Genomic DNA, 16277 nt, shown 5'->3' with positions numbered 1-16277 from the left:
GGTGTATGATCGCTGTTTCGCCGGCGTTGCCGGTGCCGTCCGCCGCCATCCTGGAATCTCCCGTGGCCCCCGAGCCCCGCCGCCCCGAACAACCGTCCCGGATCACCTCCCGCCGCCCCCCGCGGCCGCCGTCGCCCGGCGTGGTGCCCCCGGCCGGCCGGGGGCGTCGCCCGCCCCACGGCGAGCAACCTGGGGAGCGGCTCCAGAAAGTGCTCGCCGCCGCCGGGATCGGCAGCCGGCGGGCCTGCGAGGAGTTGATCACCTCGGGGCGCGTCGAAGTCGACCGCAAGGTGGTCGCCGTCCTCGGCACGCGCGTCGATCCGGTCCGTCAGGAGATCCGAGTCGACGGCGAGCGTCTGCCCGATCCGCGCCGCAGCGTCTACGCCGTCTACAAGCCGGTCGGCGTGGTGACCACCAATTTCGATCCGTCCGGGAGGCCGCGCGTCGTCGACCTCGTGCCGGGCGAGCAGCGGCTGTTCGCCGTCGGCCGGCTCGATCGGATGAGCGAGGGCCTGATCCTCGTGACCAACGACGGCGAGCTGGCCAACCTCCTCGCCCACCCGCGCTACGGCGTCGAGAAACGGTATCTCGTCCAGGTCGCCGGCGTGCCGACCCCGGAGACGCTCGACCAGCTCCGCCGCGGCGTCGGGCTCGCCGAGGGGATGGCCCGCGCCCAGCACGTCTTCCTCCGCTCGCAGCACAAGCAGAGCGCGGTGCTCGAGATGGTCCTCGACGAGGGGAAGAACCGCGAGATCCGCCGGATGCTCGCCCGCCTCGGCCACAAGGTCCACCAGCTCAAGCGGGTCGCCGTCGGCGGGCTGTCGCTCGGCGATCTCCTGCCGGGTCAGTCGCGGCGATTGTCCGGCGCCGAGGTCGAGGCGTTGCGACGCGACGCCCTGGCGCAGGCCGGGGACGGCCCGGGGCGGCGGCCTCCCCCCGCTCCCCGCGGGCGCGGGCCCGGCCGCGGCGGCCGCCCGCGGCGCGACGACGGACAATTGCCCCCCAGGCCCGCCGGCCGCCCGACCGGTGCGCCGCGCCGTCCCGGTCGCCCGGGAGCGGGGCCGGGCGATCGCGGCCTGGCCGAGCGCCGCCCCGGCCCGCCGCAGGGGCTGCCCCCGGGTGGCCCGGGACCGGGAGGAGCGGGAGTGAGGCGCCGGCGCCGCCCCGGGAAGGCGTCGTCGTGGAGGAAGCCGCGTGCCGAGTGACCGCTCCGCCGTCGCCGGGAAGGAAGGCGTTGCCTGCTATGCCGACGGCGCCCGCGTGGAACGGGTGCCGATCGTTGCCCACCGTCAGGTCGGTACCGGCACGTTCCGGCTGCGCCTCGACTGGCCGGCGCTCGCGGCCACGGCCCGGCCCGGGCAGTTCGCGATGCTGCGGATCGCCGGCCGACTCGATCCCCTCCTGGCCCGGCCCCTGGCCGTCTACGAAACCTACGATAGCCCCGACGCCGTCGATCCGCGGGGCGACGGGGCAGGGCGCCGCTACGTCGACTTCCTGTACCTCGTCCACGGCAAGTTCACCAGCGCCCTGACGACACTCGCTCCGGGTGCAGAGCTCCACGTCTGGGGGCCGCTGGGCAACGGCTTCAGCCGTGTCCCCGCCGTCGGCCACCTGGTGCTCGTCGCCGGCGGCATCGGGCAGACGGCCCTGTTGGCGCTCGGCCGCGCCGCACGGGCGCGGGGTGCGTCCCGGGTGACGCTCTGCTGGGGGGCGCGGTCGGCGGGATTCCTCGCCGATGCCGACGACTTCCGCCGCGCCGGCATCGAGGTCCACCTCGCGACGCTCGACGGGTCGGCAGGGCTGCGGGGCACCGTCGTCGATCTGCTCGACCGCCTCTTCGACGGCGGCCCCGAGCCCGGGCACGTGGCCTGCTGCGGACCGGAGCCGATGATGCACGCCGTGGCGCGGTGGTCGGCGGCCCGCGCCATCGGGTGCACCGTGTCGCTGGAAACGCCGATGGCCTGCGGCGTCGGGATCTGCTTCACCTGCGTGGCGCCGATCCGCGATCCGGACGGTGGCTGGGACTACCGCCGGACGTGCATCGAGGGGCCGGTGTTCGACGCGGCCGCCGTCGTCTGGGAGCCGGGGCAGGGGTGATCAGCCCCGGCCGGGGAATGGCGGATCAGCCCTTGGCGGGCTTCTTCGCCTTCGACCCCTTGGCTGCCGTCTTGGCCACGGTCCCGGTGCCGGCGCCGCGAGTGACGGCGAGGATCCGGGCCGAGAGGCGCGACTTGATCCGCGCGGCCCGGTTGGGGTGGATCGTGCGGCCTGCCGCGGCCCGGTCGGCCTTCTTGGCGACGAGCCGGAACTGCTCCCGCGCTCCCGCCACGTCGCCGGCGAGCAGCTGCTCGAGCAGGCGGCGGACATGGGTCTTGATCTCGGACTTGGTCGCCCGGTTCCGCTCGCGGCGGACGACGTTCTGGCGAAGGCGTTTTTTGGCGCTGGCCGAATGGGGCATCGTGGTTCTTTCGCTGGACGAAACCTGCGGGACGACGGACGGCGCAGACCGCCGTCAGGATGTCGGGGGCCCACCTTTATCCTTCACCGAGCTCAACTTGTCCAGCCGCTGGGCCACGTCGCGGTAGCCGAAATCGATGCCGGCGAGGGTCGAGAGGTGCTTGCGGGCGGCGTCGGGATCCCCCATCCCGGCCGCGAGGACCCCGGCCCGGTACAGCGCCCGCTTCCGCTGTTCCTGTTCCCTGTCGGTGAGGGCGTCGAGGGCGATGGCGTAGTTGCGCATCGCCAGGTCGTATTGGCGGATCGACTGGAAGCACTCGCCGAGCTCGAGCGCCACGACCCCCTTGCGCCGGGCGTCGTTTTGGAGCACGTCCTGGAACTGCTTGATCGCCTCGGGGACGTTGCGGGCCGCCTTGAGCCGCAGCCCGAGCTCGTAGCGGATGGCGGTGTTCTCCGGGTAGCGCGACGACCGCGCCGAGAACACCTCGACCTCGAGCTTGGCATGCGCCTGGCGGAGCTGATCGAGCGTGCCCTGAGCCGCCGGGTCGGACGCCGCGCGCTTCTCGGCGACCGCGACGTGCTGCCGTGACCAACGGATCTGGCGATCCTCGAGGTGCTCGCGGACCTTGATGTCGCCACCGCTCGCGGCCAGCGCCCGCTCCAGGACCTTCTCGGCCTCGGCGGTGTCGTTGGCCTGCTCGAGGAGGTCGGCCAGTTCGTAGGCGGCCTCGGTGTCGGTCGGCTTCGCCGCGATCGTCTTGCGGAGGACCGTCGCCCGGTCGGGCTCCGCGCCCCCCGCCGCCGGTGCCGCCGCCTTCGGCGCCACGCGCCCCGTCAGCCCGCCGCCGGCGGAGATCGTCTTCTCGACCTGGAGCCGGGCGATCTCGCGCTCCGCCTCCTCGGCCATCCCCTTGAGCGACGAGACCCGCACCCAGCAGGCGATCGCCTGGTCGAAGTTGCCCATCTCGGCGGCGAACTTGGCGCACTGGCGATTGACATCGATGTCGGTCGGAGCAGCATCGAGGGCCGAGCGGAGGTAGACCCCGCGGGTCTCCTGATGGCCGAGCTGCCCGCAGGCATCGGCCATCGCCAGTAGCGCCGGGACGTCGTAGGGATTGCCCTTGAGGATCTCGACGCCGAGGCGGATCACCTCGCGCCACTGCCCGGCGGCCGCCGGCTTCTTCAGGCCCCCCACCTTGCTGCCGCTGCCGAGAAACGACGTCAGGCCGCCCCCTTTCTTCGGCGGATGCTTCTTGCGGAGCACGCCGAGCAGGCTCTGGAGGTAGATCGCGCTGGCGGGATCGCCGACGACGCAGTTGGCAAACATCTCCGCCGCGTAGTCGGCGTTGGCCGCGGCGTTCTGCGTGCCGCGTTGGAAGCTCTGCTGGAGCCGAGAACGCTCCGATGGCGACAGCGGCGATGGCTGGTCCGGCTCGTTGGCGGCCATGCTGCCCGTGATGCTGCTGCGAGGGAAACACCACCCGGAACGGGGTGCCGGCTGCCGGTGGCCCCGCCGCCCCGCGGCCGTCCCGTCGGCCCGCCGCACGGCGCCGCCGGCCGGGCGGCGGAAGCGGTAGAGTGTAGTGGTCCGGGTGTGGAGCCTCAATCCTCGCTCCCTCCGGCTTCCCCGTGACGAGCGATCGTGTCCGCCTCCTTTTCTGGTGACGCCACCCCCTCTCTCGGCCGTTCGCCGCCGGGGCGGGTGTGGTTCGTGGGCGCCGGCCCGGGGAGCCCCGACCTGCTCACGCTCCGCGCCCTCGACTGCCTCGAGCGTGCCGACGTGATCGTCCACGACGCGCTGGTGCCCCCGAGCCTGCTGACCCGCACCGGAGCCGTGGAGCGCTGCATCGCCGCCCCGCGCGGCGACGGCCACGGCGCCGACTCCGGGACGGCGACGGGTGACTTGCTCGCCAGGCTGGCCACGAGCGGGCGGCGGGTCGTGCGTCTCAAGGGGGGCGACCCGGGCGTGTTCGCGCGGCTCACCGAGGAGATCGCCCCGCTCGACGCGGCGGGCATCCACTGGGAAATCGTGCCTGGCGTCACCGCCGCGCTGGCAGCGGCCGCCGCCGCCGGGGCAGCGCTCACCAGCCGTCAGGGGTCGTCGAGCCTGACGCTCGTGACCGGCCACGGCGCCGCCGGCACCGAGGACCGCGTCGACTTCGGCGCCCTTGCGCGCGTGCCGGGGACGCTGGCGGTCTACATGGGGGTCGAGCAGGTCCGGGCCTGGGCCGGCGCCCTGGTCGCCGCCGGCCGGGATCCCGACACGCCGGTGACCCTCGTCAGCCACTGCGGCTGGCCCGACCAGCGGATCGTCAGATCGAACCTCGCGGCCTGCGCCAGCGCCGCGGCGACCGCCGACTGCCCACCCCCGACGGTCGCCCTCGTCGGCCTCGCGCCGGGCGCTTCGGCGCCGCGTTGTTCCGGTCCGCTCACGGGGCGGACGGTCCTCGTCACGCGACCGCGCGGGCAGACCGACGACCTCGTCCGCGCGCTGGAAGCGGCGGGCGCCACCCCCCACCTCCTCCCGCTGGTCACGATCGGCCCACCCCCCGACGGCGCCGCACTCGATCGCGCGATCGACGCCGCCGACCGCTACGACTGGATCGTCTTCGCCAGCGCCAACGGCGTCGATGCCTTCGCCGGCCGGCTCCGCGCCCTGTCGCGCGACGGCCGCGCGCTGGGCACCGCCCGCCTCGCCGCGATCGGCGGCGCGACGGCGCGGGCCCTGGCGACGGCCGGGCTGGTGTGCGACGCCGTGCCCGAGCTCGAGCGGTCGGAGGGGCTCGTCGACCTCCTCGCGGACGCGGCGCACCGCGGGCGGTTCCTGCTCGTCCGGGCCGATGCCGGCCGCGACGTCCTCGCGACGGGCCTCCGTGCCGCCGGGCATCACGTCGATGAAGTGGCCGCCTACACGAGCCGACCGCTCGAATCGCTCCCCCCCGGGGCGCGGGCGGCCCTCGACGCCACGGCGATCGACTGGATCACGGTCACCAGCGGCCGGATCGCCGAGGCGGCCTGCCGGTTGTTCGGCGACGGCATCCGTCGCTGGCGGGTGGCGAGTATCAGCCCGGTGACGTCGGCGGCGCTGCGCCGGCTGGGGGTGGAGCCGGATGCGGAAGCGTTGCGGCCGACCGCCGCCGCGCTGGTCGGGGCGATCGCCGCCGCCGACGGTCGGGCGGAATGAATCTGCGGGCCGTGCGGGGGCGCCGGACGACCGTGAAGGCCGGATGGGGGGACGCCGATAGCTGACAAGGAGGGGGCGCAGGGTCCCCGGTCGCTGGGAACCGCGTCACATGCCCACCGCGTCCGATCGGTCGACCGTCGTGCTGTCCCACGTGGTCGCTGCCGGCACGACCGCCGAGCACCTCGTCGCGATCGACGCCGCCGCGCGCCGCCGCGGGGTCCTTGTCACATGGGCCGCACGCCTCGACGGCCTCGCCGCGATGGCGGGCAGCGCGGCCCCGATCCGGGCGGTGGCCGACGACCCCGGGTGGTGGGAGTCGCGGGCGGCCCTCCGCGACCGGGTCGAGCGGACGATCCGGCTGCTTCCCGGCATCGACACGCTGGTCGTCGGTGACGGGCGGATGCTCGTCCACCGCGAGCTGCTCCGCGATCACGGGATCCGCACGGTGTGCGTCGACAGGTTCGACGACGCGGCGCGCGGATCGCGGCGCCCGGCTCCGGCGGGCTGGGCGTGCCGCAGCCTGTCGTGGGGCCTGTGGGAAGTGGCGCTCACGGCACCGTCGCGCGGGTGGTTGACGCGCTTCACGGGGCGCACCGCGACGGTCCGACCGGTGCCCGGCTGTCTCACCGTGCTCGGTGCCGGGCCGGCCGTCGAGCCGACGGCGACGATCGACCGCGTCGCACGGTGGGTCGAGGCGGGGGTGGCGACGACCGCGAGCCTCGGGGCCCTGCCCGGATTGGTGGCCGCCTCCGGCACTGCCGCGGCCGGCTCGGTGCTCCGCGCCGCCTGACACGAACCGCCGGGGACACACCACGCTCGGCGCACCGGCCACCCACGTGGAGGCTGTCGGCAGCAAGGGCGCTCGCGCGGCCACCGCGCTCACGGCTCAGGGACGGCTCTTCTCTACCACCGACCAGCTGAGGTAGGCGAGGATCAGACTGGCGATCACGAACCCGATGTCGAGGCCGACACTCACCCGGCGGAAGGGAAACCCCGCCGCGAGGTCCGCGAGGAACAGGATCCCGACCAGTCCCGAGACGACCATCCCGGTCAGAGGCAGCATTTTCGTCACCGGGCACCTGCTCCGCGATCGGCCACCGCCGGGGGTTGGGAAGGCCTACTACCATAATCGACAGCCGGGGGAGCGCCATCCACCGCTCCGGGCACCGGCGGGGAAAATGCCGTCCCGGCACCGGCCGCACGACCCCTCCGAACCGCTCCACCCCTCCCCCCACACCGAGGCACCGATGGCACACCCCGCCTCAGCCCAAACGGCGGTCTACACCGGGTCGTTCGACCCCGTCACGCTCGGCCACCTCGACGTCATCGAGCGGGCGAGCCGGATCTTCGGCTCGGTCGTGGTCGGCGTCGGCATCAACCCCGACAAACACCCGCTGTTCGCCAGCGACGAGCGGGTGGCGCTGGTCGAGGCGGCGACCGCACACCTGGCCAACGTCCGCGCGGCCCCGTTTTCCGGGCTGGCGGTGGTCTTCGTCCGCGAGCAGGGGGCGACGGTGCTGCTCCGCGGCGTCCGCTCGCTGAGCGACATGGAGGCCGAGTTCACGATGACGCTGGCCAACCGCAAACTCGATCCGGAAATCGAGACGGTGTTTCTGATGTCGGCCGCCGAGTATTCCCACGTCTCGTCGTCGCTGCTCAAGCAGATCACGCCGTTGGCAGACGACCGGGCGCTGGCCCGGTTCGTGCCGCTGCCGGTGGTCCGCGCCCTGCGGAGCAAGCTTCCGGCGCCCGCCCGCTGAAGGGCGGCGCCGGTCGGGCGGTCAGTTGAGCCGGCCAGCGCCGCCCGGACCGGCGTCGAAATGCTGGCGCAGGTAGCGGGCGCGTTCGATCCGCTCGTCGCTCCCCTCGAGTTGGATGCCGCGCAGTTTCTGCAGGTGGGCCGGCTGCGTGCGGACGAGCAACGAATTGATGTCGGCCACGTCGACGTCGCCGATCAGCCCGAGGAGGACTCCCATCCGGACCCTCGACAGCAGCTGCATCGCCTCCTCGACCTTGATCGTCTGCGCCGTGCGGAGGATCCCGTATGCCCGGCTGACTTGGTCGTGGACGTTCTGCTGTGTCTCGCGGACGAGGAACTCGCGGGCGCGGCGCTCGTATTCGATGACCACCGGGACGACGTCGCCGACCTGCTGGAGGAGCTCCTCCTCGGTGCGGCCGAGCGTCGTCTGGTTGGAAATCTGGTAGAAGTCGCCGAGCGCCTGCGAGCCCTCCCCGTACAGGCCGCGGACCGCCAGCGAGATCTTCTGCAGGCTGCGGAACACCTTGTCGATCTGCCGCGTGATCACCAGCGCCGGCAGGTGGAGCATGACGCTGACGCGGATCCCGGTGCCGACGTTGGTCGGGCAGGCGGTGAGGTAGCCGAACCGCGAGTGGAAGGCGTACGGCACGACCCGCTCGATCTCGTCGTCGACCGCCCGGATCTGCTCCCAGGCGCCGTGGAGATCGAGGCCGCTGTGGAGGCACTGGATGCGGAGATGATCCTCTTCGTTGATCATCAGGCTGACCTGCTCACGGTCGTCGATCGCGACCCCGCGGGCCCCGGCGGCCTCGGCGTGCTCGCGGCTGATCAGCTGTCGCTCGACGAGAAACCGGCGATCGACCTCCTCGAGGCGGCCGACGTCGAAATACTCGAGCCCCCGTCCGAGCGGCACCCGCGCGATCCGCTCGCGGAGCAGGCGCTCGACGTCCGCGCGGTCCTGGGCCGAGGCCCGGCTGACGAACGGGAAGTGGGCGACGTTGCGCGCCAGCCGCACGCGGCTGCTCATCACGATGTCCGATTCCGGACCGGTGCCGCGAAGCCATTCGCCGACCGAGTCGGTGAGAGTGTCGAGTTTCATGACGGCGTGTCTTCGGCTTTCCGTCGCGGTGCGAGCCAGCGCTCCTCGAGCGCGCGGATCGCGTCGCGGTGCTCGCGGGCGTCTTCGTAGCGTTCGGCGGCGATCGCCTCCTTGAGCGACCGGCGCAGGCCGATGGCGGCGGTCAGTTCCGCGGTGTCCTCCGGCAGCGCTTGCCCGGTTCCGCCCGCGGGGGAGACCGGGAGTCGGCTCGGCCGGCGGCCGGTGTGCTCGGTCGCCCCGTGGATGTTGGCGATCAGCGGCTCGAGTTCGCGCTCGAACTCGACGTAGTCGTGGGGGCAGCCGAGCCGCCCCTGGTTGCGGAACTCGAAGAACGTGATGCCGCACATCGGGCAGGCGCGTTGGTCGAGTTGGGACAGTTCGGCGGCGGTCTGCCCGACGCCGAGCGGGCCGACCAAACCGCCTCCCTTGGGCGTCTCGGCGCCGCCCCCGGATTCGGCCTGGTTGAGGTACACCCGGGCGTGGTCGTCGCAGAGGTGGATCTCGCGCACCGCACCCCCCTCCAGCTCCGTGATGTGGAACACCGCCTGCGCGTCGCACTGCTGGCATTTCATCGCCGGAACTCCACGGCGGCGACGGGCCCGCCCCATCGCCGACACGCATCATACCCGTCCGGTGACTTCCGGTCGCCGTCAATGCCGGCGGCGGGGTGTTGACCGGCGGCCCCGCCGGAGAGTCTGTTGACGGTCACGGCCCGCCGTACCCCGCGCCCACTCCGATGCACCATCCCGACCCCGCCCGGTTCGCGACCCTCGCCGCCGGTCATCGTCTCGTGCCGGTCTACCGAAGGCTGCTCGCCGACGGCCTCACCCCGGTGACGGCGTTCCGCCGGTTCGACGGCGGCGCGTGCGGATGCCTGTTCGAGAGCGTCGTCGGCGGCGAACGGGTCGGCCGCTACAGCTTCCTCGCCGCCGACCCGTTCATGCGCCTCGAGGCACGGCGGACGACCGTGCGCGTGGTGCGCGGCGGTGACGAGGAGACGCTGGAGGTCGCCGACCCCCTTGCCGAACTGCAGCAACGCCTCGCCGAGTTTCGACCGGCCCGGCTCCCGGAATTGCCGCCTTTCACCGGTGGGGCGATCGGCTACGCCGCCTACGACGCCGTCCGCTACGCCGAGCGCCTCCCGGACGCCCCGCCCGACGATCTCGGGCTCCCCGACGTGAGCTTCGCGTTCTTCGACCGGCTCGTCGTCTTCGACCACGTCACCAAGACACTCGACGTGATCGTGCTGGCCGACACCGGCGCTGCCGGCGGGGCGGAGGAGGCCTACCGTAGCGCCTGCCGGAGGATCGACCAGACACTCGAGCGGCTGTTCACCCCCGACGACTGGCCCGCGCCCGCCGACGTCGGCCCGCGGGCGCTCGCCCCCGGCCGGATCGAGGCGCTGGCGAGCCATTTCCCCCGCGAGCAGTTCCTTGCCGCGGTGTCGCGGGCGATCGAGTACATCCGTGCCGGCGACATTTTCCAGGTGGTCCTCAGCCGCCGCCTCGACATCCCGTTCCCGTCCCCGCCTCTCGAGCTCTACCGCACGCTGCGGGTGGTCAACCCGAGCCCGTTCATGTTCTACCTCCGGCTCCCCGAGGTGACGCTCGTCGGCAGTTCGCCGGAGATCATGGTCCGCTGCGTCGACGGCGCCGTGACGGTCCGCCCGCTGGCCGGCACGCGCCCCCGCGGCAAGACGGCGGAGGAGGATGAGGCGCTCGCCGCGTCGCTGCTGGCCGACCCGAAGGAGCGGGCCGAGCACGTGATGCTCATCGACCTGGGGCGCAACGACGTCGGGCGCGTGGCGCGGATCGGATCGGTGGCGCTGTCCGACGTGATGTCGATCGAGCGCTACAGCCACGTCATGCACCTCACCAGCAACGTCACCGGCACGCTCGCCGACGGGCGCACGGCGTTCGACGCGCTGGCCGCCTGCCTACCGGCGGGCACGGTGTCGGGCGCGCCCAAGATCCGCGCCATGGAGATCATCGACGAGCTCGAGCCGCGCCGCCGCGGCCCCTACGCCGGCGCCGTCGGCTACGTCGACTTCGGCGGCACGATGGACACCTGCATCGCCCTGCGCACCGTGGTGATCACCGGCGGGACGGCCCACGTCCAGACCGGTGCCGGGATCGTCGCCGACAGCGTCCCGGAGAAGGAGTTCGAGGAGTCGGTGAACAAGGCCACGGGGCTGCTCGTGTCGATCGACATGACGCTCGCCCGGGCTGCCGCCGGCCGATGATCGTCCTCGCCGACGTGACCGTCGACCGCGGTGGCGAGCGCGTCATCGACGGCGTCGGCTGGTCGGTGGCGGCCGGCGAGTCCTGGGCGCTGGTGGGGCGCACCGGGTCGGGGCGGGGGACGCTGCTGGAGGCGCTCGCCGGACGGCTGGCGTTGGCGCGTGGCGACGTCATCGTCGCCGGCTGCTCGCTCCGCGCGGCACCGCGCCGGTTCCGCCGTCTGGTCGGCCACGTGCCGGCCGGGATCGTCGCCCCGCCGGCGCTGCGGGCCGGCGAGTTTCTCGAGGTGACGGGGGCCGAGGAGGGGCTGGCCGGCGCGGCGCTGGCCGGCGCCGTCAAGCGGGCGCTGGCGCTGGCCGGCCTCGACGGCGACGGCCAGGCCCGCCTCGACCGGATCCCCGACGGGATCCGCAAGCGCCTGCTCGTCGCCCGGGCGCTGCTCCTCGACCCGCCGGTCCTGCTCATCGACGACCCGTTCCAGGGCCTCGACCCCACCGAGCGGCGCGACGTCGAGCGCCTCGTCGGCGACCTCGTCCTCGTCGAGCGGGCCGTGGTCGCCGTCGTGCCCGACGCCGACGTGCCCGGCTGCTTCACGCACCTGGCGGTGATGCGCGGGGGGCGGATCGTGAGCCGCTCCGTCGCCTCCCCGGCGGCGTTCCCGGGCCGGTCGTGGCCCGTCCGCTTCGTCGTCCCGGGCCGGGCCGACGACGCGCTGGCCGTGCTCGCGGTGGTCGCCGCCGATCCGGTGGCCCGCGACGCCGATACGGTCGTGGTGCCGCTCGCCGGCGACGGGGCGATCGCGGAGGCGGTCGCGGCGCTGGTCCATGCGGAGATCGGCGTCGCCGCCGTCGGCCACGACGGGCCGTGGGCGGCGCGGCTGCTCGACGGATGACGCGCCTCCCGCGCGGCCGTTTGACGCTCGGCGGACCGCGGCGGACGATGGGGGGATACCGGCCGATCCTCTCGCCTCGGGGAGCGCGATCCCGTGCGCTGCCGACTTCCGCGCCTGTTCCCATTCCTCGCGGGCCTCGGGCTGGCGGTGCCGGCGCTGCTCGCCTCGGGCGCCGATCCGGGGCCCTCCGCCGACCTCGCGTTCTTCCGCGACCAGGTCGAGCCGCTGCTGTCGCGGCGCTGCCTTCCCTGCCACTCCCATGGCGCCGGGCGGATGGAAGGGGGGCTGGCGCTCGATTGGCGTAGTGGCTGGGAACGGGGGGGCGACCGCGGCCCGGCGATCGCCCCGGGTGAGCCCGAGGCGAGCCTGCTGGTGACGGCGGTGCGCCATGCCGACCCCGACCTACGGATGCCGGCCGAGCCCCTCCCGGCCGCCGAGGTCGCGATCCTCGTCGAGTGGATCCGCCGCGGCGCCCCCGATCCGCGCATCGCCGCCCCACGGGCGGGCGACTGGTGGTCGCTGCGACCGCTCACGAGGCCGCCGGTGCCGGGGAGCGCCCCCGCCGATCGGGCGATCGACGCGTTTCTCGACCAGCGCATCGCACGCGCCGGGCTCACTCCGGCCGACGAGGCCGACCGGCGTGCGCTCCTGCGCCGGCTGTCGTTCGACCTCCACGGCCTGCCGCCGACCCCCGACGAGGTCGATGCCTTCGTCGCCGACTCCGCCCCCGCCGCCGTCGACCGCGTCGTCGAGCGCCTCCTCGCCTCCCCGCGGATCGGTGAGCGCTTCGCGCGCCACTGGCTCGACTCGATCCACTTCGCCGACAGCCACGGCTTCGAGCACGACGTCTTCCGCCCCAACGCCTGGCCGTACCGCGACTGGGTGATCGACGCCTTCGCCGCCGACCTGCCCTGGCCGACGTTCGTCCGTGCCCAACTCGCCGCCGACGTGTTCTTTCCCGACGACGGCCCGGTCCAGGCAGCCCTCGGGTTCCTCGGCGCCGGCACCTACGACCACTCCGCGGCGAGCACCGCGCCGCGGACGTTCGAATACCTCGACCGCGACGACCTCGTCACACAAACGATGGGCGCCGTGACGAGCACGACGGCCAACTGCGCCCGCTGCCACGCCCACAAGTTCGACCCGATCCCGCAGGAGGACTACTACGCGCTGCAGGCCGTGTTCGCCGGGATCGGCAAGGGGGAGATCGACTGGGAGCCCGACGGCTCGGTCGCGGCGGCGCGGCGGCGCTGGCGGACCCTCGCCGACCTCGCCGTCTCCGGTCCGGAGGCGCTGCTCGGCATGCCGGAAGCCGCGCTCGTGGCCGCCTGGGAGGCGGCCGGGGCGCACGCGGCGTGGTGGCCGCTGCCCCTGGCGAGCTATTCGTCGGCGTTCGGGGTGGAGCTGTCGCGCCAGGACGACGGGTCGATCCTGGCCTGCGGCACCGCGCCGGAGCGCGACGTCGTCATGCTCTCGGCCTCCGGGCCGCTCCCGCCGATCACCGCGCTGCGCCTCGACGTGCTCACCGACGAGTCGTTGCCGATGGCCGGGCCGGGCCGGGCGCCAAACGGCAACCTCCATCTCTCCGAGGTCGAGCTGACCGTTTTCCCGGCCGAAGGCGGTGCCCCGCGCCGGATCGCGATCGCCCGGGCGAGCGCCGATTTCGAGCAGGCGGGCTGGTCGATCGCCCATGCCATCGACGGTGCGCCGGCGACCGCGTGGGGCATCCACCCCGAGGAGGGCAAGCCGCACCACGCGGTGTTCGTGCCGGCCGAGGCGATCGCGCTGGGCGCCGGCGAGACGCTCGTGGTCGCCCTCCGCCAGGTCCACGGCGGTGCCCACCTGATCGGCCGGTTTCGGATCTCGTGCACCGACGGCGATCCCGCGGTGGCGATCGCGCTCTCCCCGGCAGCCGAGGCCGCGCTCGCCGTGCCCCCGGCGGCGCGGAGCCGCGACCAGGCGGCGGCGCTGGCCGGCGCCGTCATCGGCGCCCGTGCGCGGGCCGAGCTGAGCGCGCTGCCGGCCGTGCGCAAGCTCTACGCCGCCGCACCGACGGCGACCAACGAGCGCGGCACGATCTCGATCGCTCCGCCGCGCGAGATCCGGGTCCTCGAGCGCGGCGACATCGACCGTCCCCTGCACCCGGTCGGGCCGGGCGCCCTCGCCGCGGTCGGGGCGCTCGAGGCGCGCTTCGAGCTCCCCCCGGGCGCCCCCGAGGGGGCGCGGCGCGCGGCGCTGGCCGAATGGCTCGTCCACCCCGACAACCCGCTTACCTGGCGGAGCATCGCCAACCGGGTCTGGCACTGGCACTTCGGCCGCGGCCTGTGCGACACGCCCAACGACTTCGGCCGGATGGGAAGCCTGCCGAGCCATCCGGAATTGCTCGACTGGCTCGCCTGCGAACTGCGCGAGACGGGGTCGCTGCGGCACCTTCACCGGCTGATCTGCACGAGCCGTGCCTACCGCCGGTCTTCGACGATTCCCGCCGGCGGCTTCGACGCCGACCCCGACGGCCGGCTGCTGGCCTGGATGCCGCGCCGGCGGCTCGACGCCGAGGGATTCTTCGACGGCGTGCTGCGGGTCGCCACGACCCTCGACGAGACGCGCGGCGGCCCCGGGATCGCCCGGTTCACGCAGAAGCCCGGCGCCCAGCTCACGCCGATCCTCGACTACGACGCCTTCGACCTCGACGCCCCCGGCGCCAACCGCCGGGCGATCTACCGCGTGGTGTGGCGCGGGATCCCCGATCCGCTGTTCGACGCCCTCGACTTCCCCGATCTCGGCCTCCTCGCCCCGGCGCGCGGCTTCTCCGCCTCGGCGCTCCAGGCGCTCGTCCTGGCCAACAACCGCTTCGTCCTCCACCACGCCGCGGTGCTGGCGCGCGCCGCCGCGGCCCACGCCGCCGACCGGACCGGCCAGGTGCGCTGGATGGTGCGCCGCGCCTGGCTCCGCGATCCGACCGCGGAGGAGGAAGGGGAGTTGGACGCGCTGGCCGACCGCCACGGCCTCCCCGCGGTCGCCCGGGCATTGTTCAATGCCGACGAGTTCCTGTTCAGCGACTGAGCCCGCCATGGTGATCCCGATCCCGCGCCGCGATCTGCTCGCCACCGCCGGCGGTGGCTTCGGCGCCGTGGCGCTGGCCGGGCTCTTCGTCCGCGACGGCCTCGCCGACGCTCCCGCCGGTGATCCCTCCTGGCCGCTCGGCGGCCTCCACCATCCGGCCCGGGCGCGGCGCGTGATCCAGCTGTTCATGAACGGCGGCACGAGCCCGATGGACACGTTCGACCACAAGCCGCTGCTGGCCAAGCACGACGGCGAGGCACTCGGCCCCAAGGAGAAGCCCGAGGGGTTCACCACGCCGGTCGGCAAGGTGATGAACAGCCCGTTCGCATTCGCGCGCCACGGCGAGACGGGCCGCTGGGTGAGCGAGGTCTTTCCCTGCCAGGCCCGGCAGGTCGACCGGCTGGCGTTCCTGATGGCGATGAAGACGACGACCAACGTCCACGGCCCGGCCAGCTACATGATGAACACCGGGTTCATGCTGCCGGGTTTTCCCTGCCTGGGGGCGTGGGTCTCGTACGGCCTCGGGCGGATCGTCGACGACCTCCCCGAGTTCGTCGTCCTCCCCGACCCGCGCGGCCTTCCCTACAACCAGAAGGGGAACTTCTCCGCCGGCTTCCTCCCCGCCCGCCACCAGGGCACCGTCGTCGACGCCGGCGGTGCCGAGCCGATCCCCGACGCGTTCGCGGCCGGCGCCTATCCCTTCGCCCGCGGCGACGCCGATCGCGAGACGCTGGCGCTCATCCAGCGGCTCAACCGCCGTCACGCCGCGGCCCGGCCGCACGACACGCGCCTCGAGGCGCGGATCGCCGCCGGCGAGCTGGCGGCCCGGCTCCAGCTCTCCGCGCCGGCGACGTTCGCGCTCGACGGCGAGACGGCGACCACGCGCCGCGCCTACGGCCTCGACCGCCCCGAGACGGCCGACTTCGGCACGCGCTGCCTCGTCGCCCGGCGCCTCGTCGAGCGTGGCACCCGCTTCGTGCAGGTGTGGAGCGGGCCGCAGGGGGCGGTGAACAACTGGGACAACCACGGCAGCATCGTCAAGGAGCTCCCACCGATCGCCGCGAGCGTCGACGGTCCGATCGCCGCGCTCCTCGACGACCTCCACGCCCGCGGCCTCCTCGCCGACACGCTGGTCGTGTGGACGACGGAGTTCGGCCGCACGCCGTTCGCCCAGAACAACCAGGGGCGCGACCACAACGGCGGGAGCTTCGTCACCTGGCTGGCCGGTGCCGGCGTGAAGGCCGGCGCGACCCACGGGCGGAGCGACGATCTCGGCTACCAGGGGATCGACGGGATCACGACCGTCCACGACCTCCAGGCGACGATTCTCCATCTGCTCGGGATCGACCACACGCGGCTGACGTTCCGCACCGCCGGCGTCGACCGTCGCCTGACCGACGTCCACGGTCACGTGATCCGCAGCGTGCTGGCATGACGGCCCCCGCCGCTCAGCCGGCGGCGAACTCGTCGATACCGTGCGCGGCAAGCTCCGCCGACCAGCCCGTGCACTGGGCCTCGAGCTGCCCGAGCGACAGGCCGGTGACGAACATTCCCGGGCGGCTCCGCGCCGCGTCGAGCCAGGA

General features: G+C 73.9%; 13 protein-coding genes. 9 read left to right on the top strand and 4 right to left on the bottom strand.

Features of this window, described 5'->3' with window-relative positions:
• Positions 1-5: 5 nt before the first annotated feature.
• Both FJ309_00725 and FJ309_00720 read left to right on the top strand, forming a co-directional pair.
• Entirely contained in the window at positions 6-1205 is a 1200-nt protein-coding gene (locus tag FJ309_00725) for an rRNA pseudouridine synthase (protein MBM3953140.1), read from the top strand.
• A complete protein-coding gene (locus tag FJ309_00720) occupies positions 1195-2097 on the top strand; it encodes a dihydroorotate dehydrogenase electron transfer subunit (GenBank protein MBM3953139.1) in 903 nt (300 codons plus the stop codon). The genes FJ309_00725 and FJ309_00720 overlap by 11 nt, the downstream gene beginning before the upstream one ends.
• A gap of 25 nt (positions 2098-2122) precedes the next feature.
• Here the strand turns inward: FJ309_00720 and rpsT are convergent, their stop codons facing one another.
• Both rpsT and FJ309_00710 read right to left on the bottom strand, forming a co-directional pair.
• Positions 2123-2458: a 30S ribosomal protein S20 gene (gene rpsT / locus FJ309_00715; protein ID MBM3953138.1), complete on the bottom strand. Its 336-nt coding sequence runs from the start codon at positions 2456-2458 to the stop codon at positions 2123-2125.
• A gap of 54 nt (positions 2459-2512) precedes the next feature.
• Entirely contained in the window at positions 2513-3904 is a 1392-nt protein-coding gene (locus FJ309_00710; protein MBM3953137.1) for a tetratricopeptide repeat protein, read from the bottom strand.
• A 264-nt stretch (positions 3905-4168) separates the two neighbouring features.
• Between FJ309_00710 and cobA the strand changes: the two genes are divergently transcribed.
• The 3 genes from cobA to coaD all read left to right on the top strand — a co-directional run bounded on the left by cobA (position 4169) and on the right by coaD (position 7401).
• Positions 4169-5641: a uroporphyrinogen-III C-methyltransferase gene (gene cobA / locus FJ309_00705; GenBank protein MBM3953136.1), complete on the top strand. Its 1473-nt coding sequence runs from the start codon at positions 4169-4171 to the stop codon at positions 5639-5641.
• Positions 5642-5750: 109 nt separating this feature from the next.
• Entirely contained in the window at positions 5751-6431 is a 681-nt protein-coding gene (locus FJ309_00700) for a hypothetical protein (protein MBM3953135.1), read from the top strand.
• 457 nt (positions 6432-6888) lie between these two features.
• Positions 6889-7401, top strand: coding sequence for a pantetheine-phosphate adenylyltransferase (gene coaD / locus FJ309_00695; protein MBM3953134.1), 513 nt, complete (start codon positions 6889-6891; stop codon positions 7399-7401).
• A 21-nt stretch (positions 7402-7422) separates the two neighbouring features.
• Here the strand turns inward: coaD and FJ309_00690 are convergent, their stop codons facing one another.
• Entirely contained in the window at positions 7423-8499 is a 1077-nt protein-coding gene (locus FJ309_00690) for a protein arginine kinase (GenBank protein ID MBM3953133.1), read from the bottom strand.
• Positions 8496-9071, bottom strand: coding sequence for a DNA helicase UvrBC (locus FJ309_00685; GenBank protein ID MBM3953132.1), 576 nt, complete (start codon positions 9069-9071; stop codon positions 8496-8498). Before FJ309_00685 ends, FJ309_00690 begins: the two co-directional genes overlap by 4 nt.
• A 164-nt stretch (positions 9072-9235) precedes the next feature.
• On the opposite strand from FJ309_00685, the gene trpE reads away from it, so the two are divergent.
• The 4 genes from trpE to FJ309_00665 all read left to right on the top strand — a co-directional run bounded on the left by trpE (position 9236) and on the right by FJ309_00665 (position 16129).
• On the top strand, positions 9236-10741 hold the full coding sequence (gene trpE / locus FJ309_00680; protein ID MBM3953131.1) for an anthranilate synthase component I: 1506 nt from the start codon (positions 9236-9238) through the stop codon (positions 10739-10741).
• Positions 10738-11631, top strand: coding sequence for an ATP-binding cassette domain-containing protein (locus FJ309_00675; protein MBM3953130.1), 894 nt, complete (start codon positions 10738-10740; stop codon positions 11629-11631). Before trpE ends, FJ309_00675 begins: the two co-directional genes overlap by 4 nt.
• A 93-nt stretch (positions 11632-11724) precedes the next feature.
• A complete protein-coding gene (locus FJ309_00670; GenBank protein ID MBM3953129.1) occupies positions 11725-14694 on the top strand; it encodes a DUF1549 domain-containing protein in 2970 nt (989 codons plus the stop codon).
• A 7-nt stretch (positions 14695-14701) separates the two neighbouring features.
• The gene (locus tag FJ309_00665; protein MBM3953128.1) at positions 14702-16129 is read left to right on the top strand and encodes a DUF1501 domain-containing protein; all 1428 of its coding nucleotides are present in this window, start codon (positions 14702-14704) and stop codon (positions 16127-16129) included.
• The last annotated feature ends 148 nt before the right edge of the window (positions 16130-16277 follow it).

The organism is Planctomycetota bacterium (assembly GCA_016872555.1).
Taxonomy (GTDB): Bacteria; Planctomycetota; Planctomycetia; order Pirellulales; family UBA1268; genus F1-20-MAGs016.
This window is presented reverse-complemented; position numbering and strand designations above follow the sequence as displayed.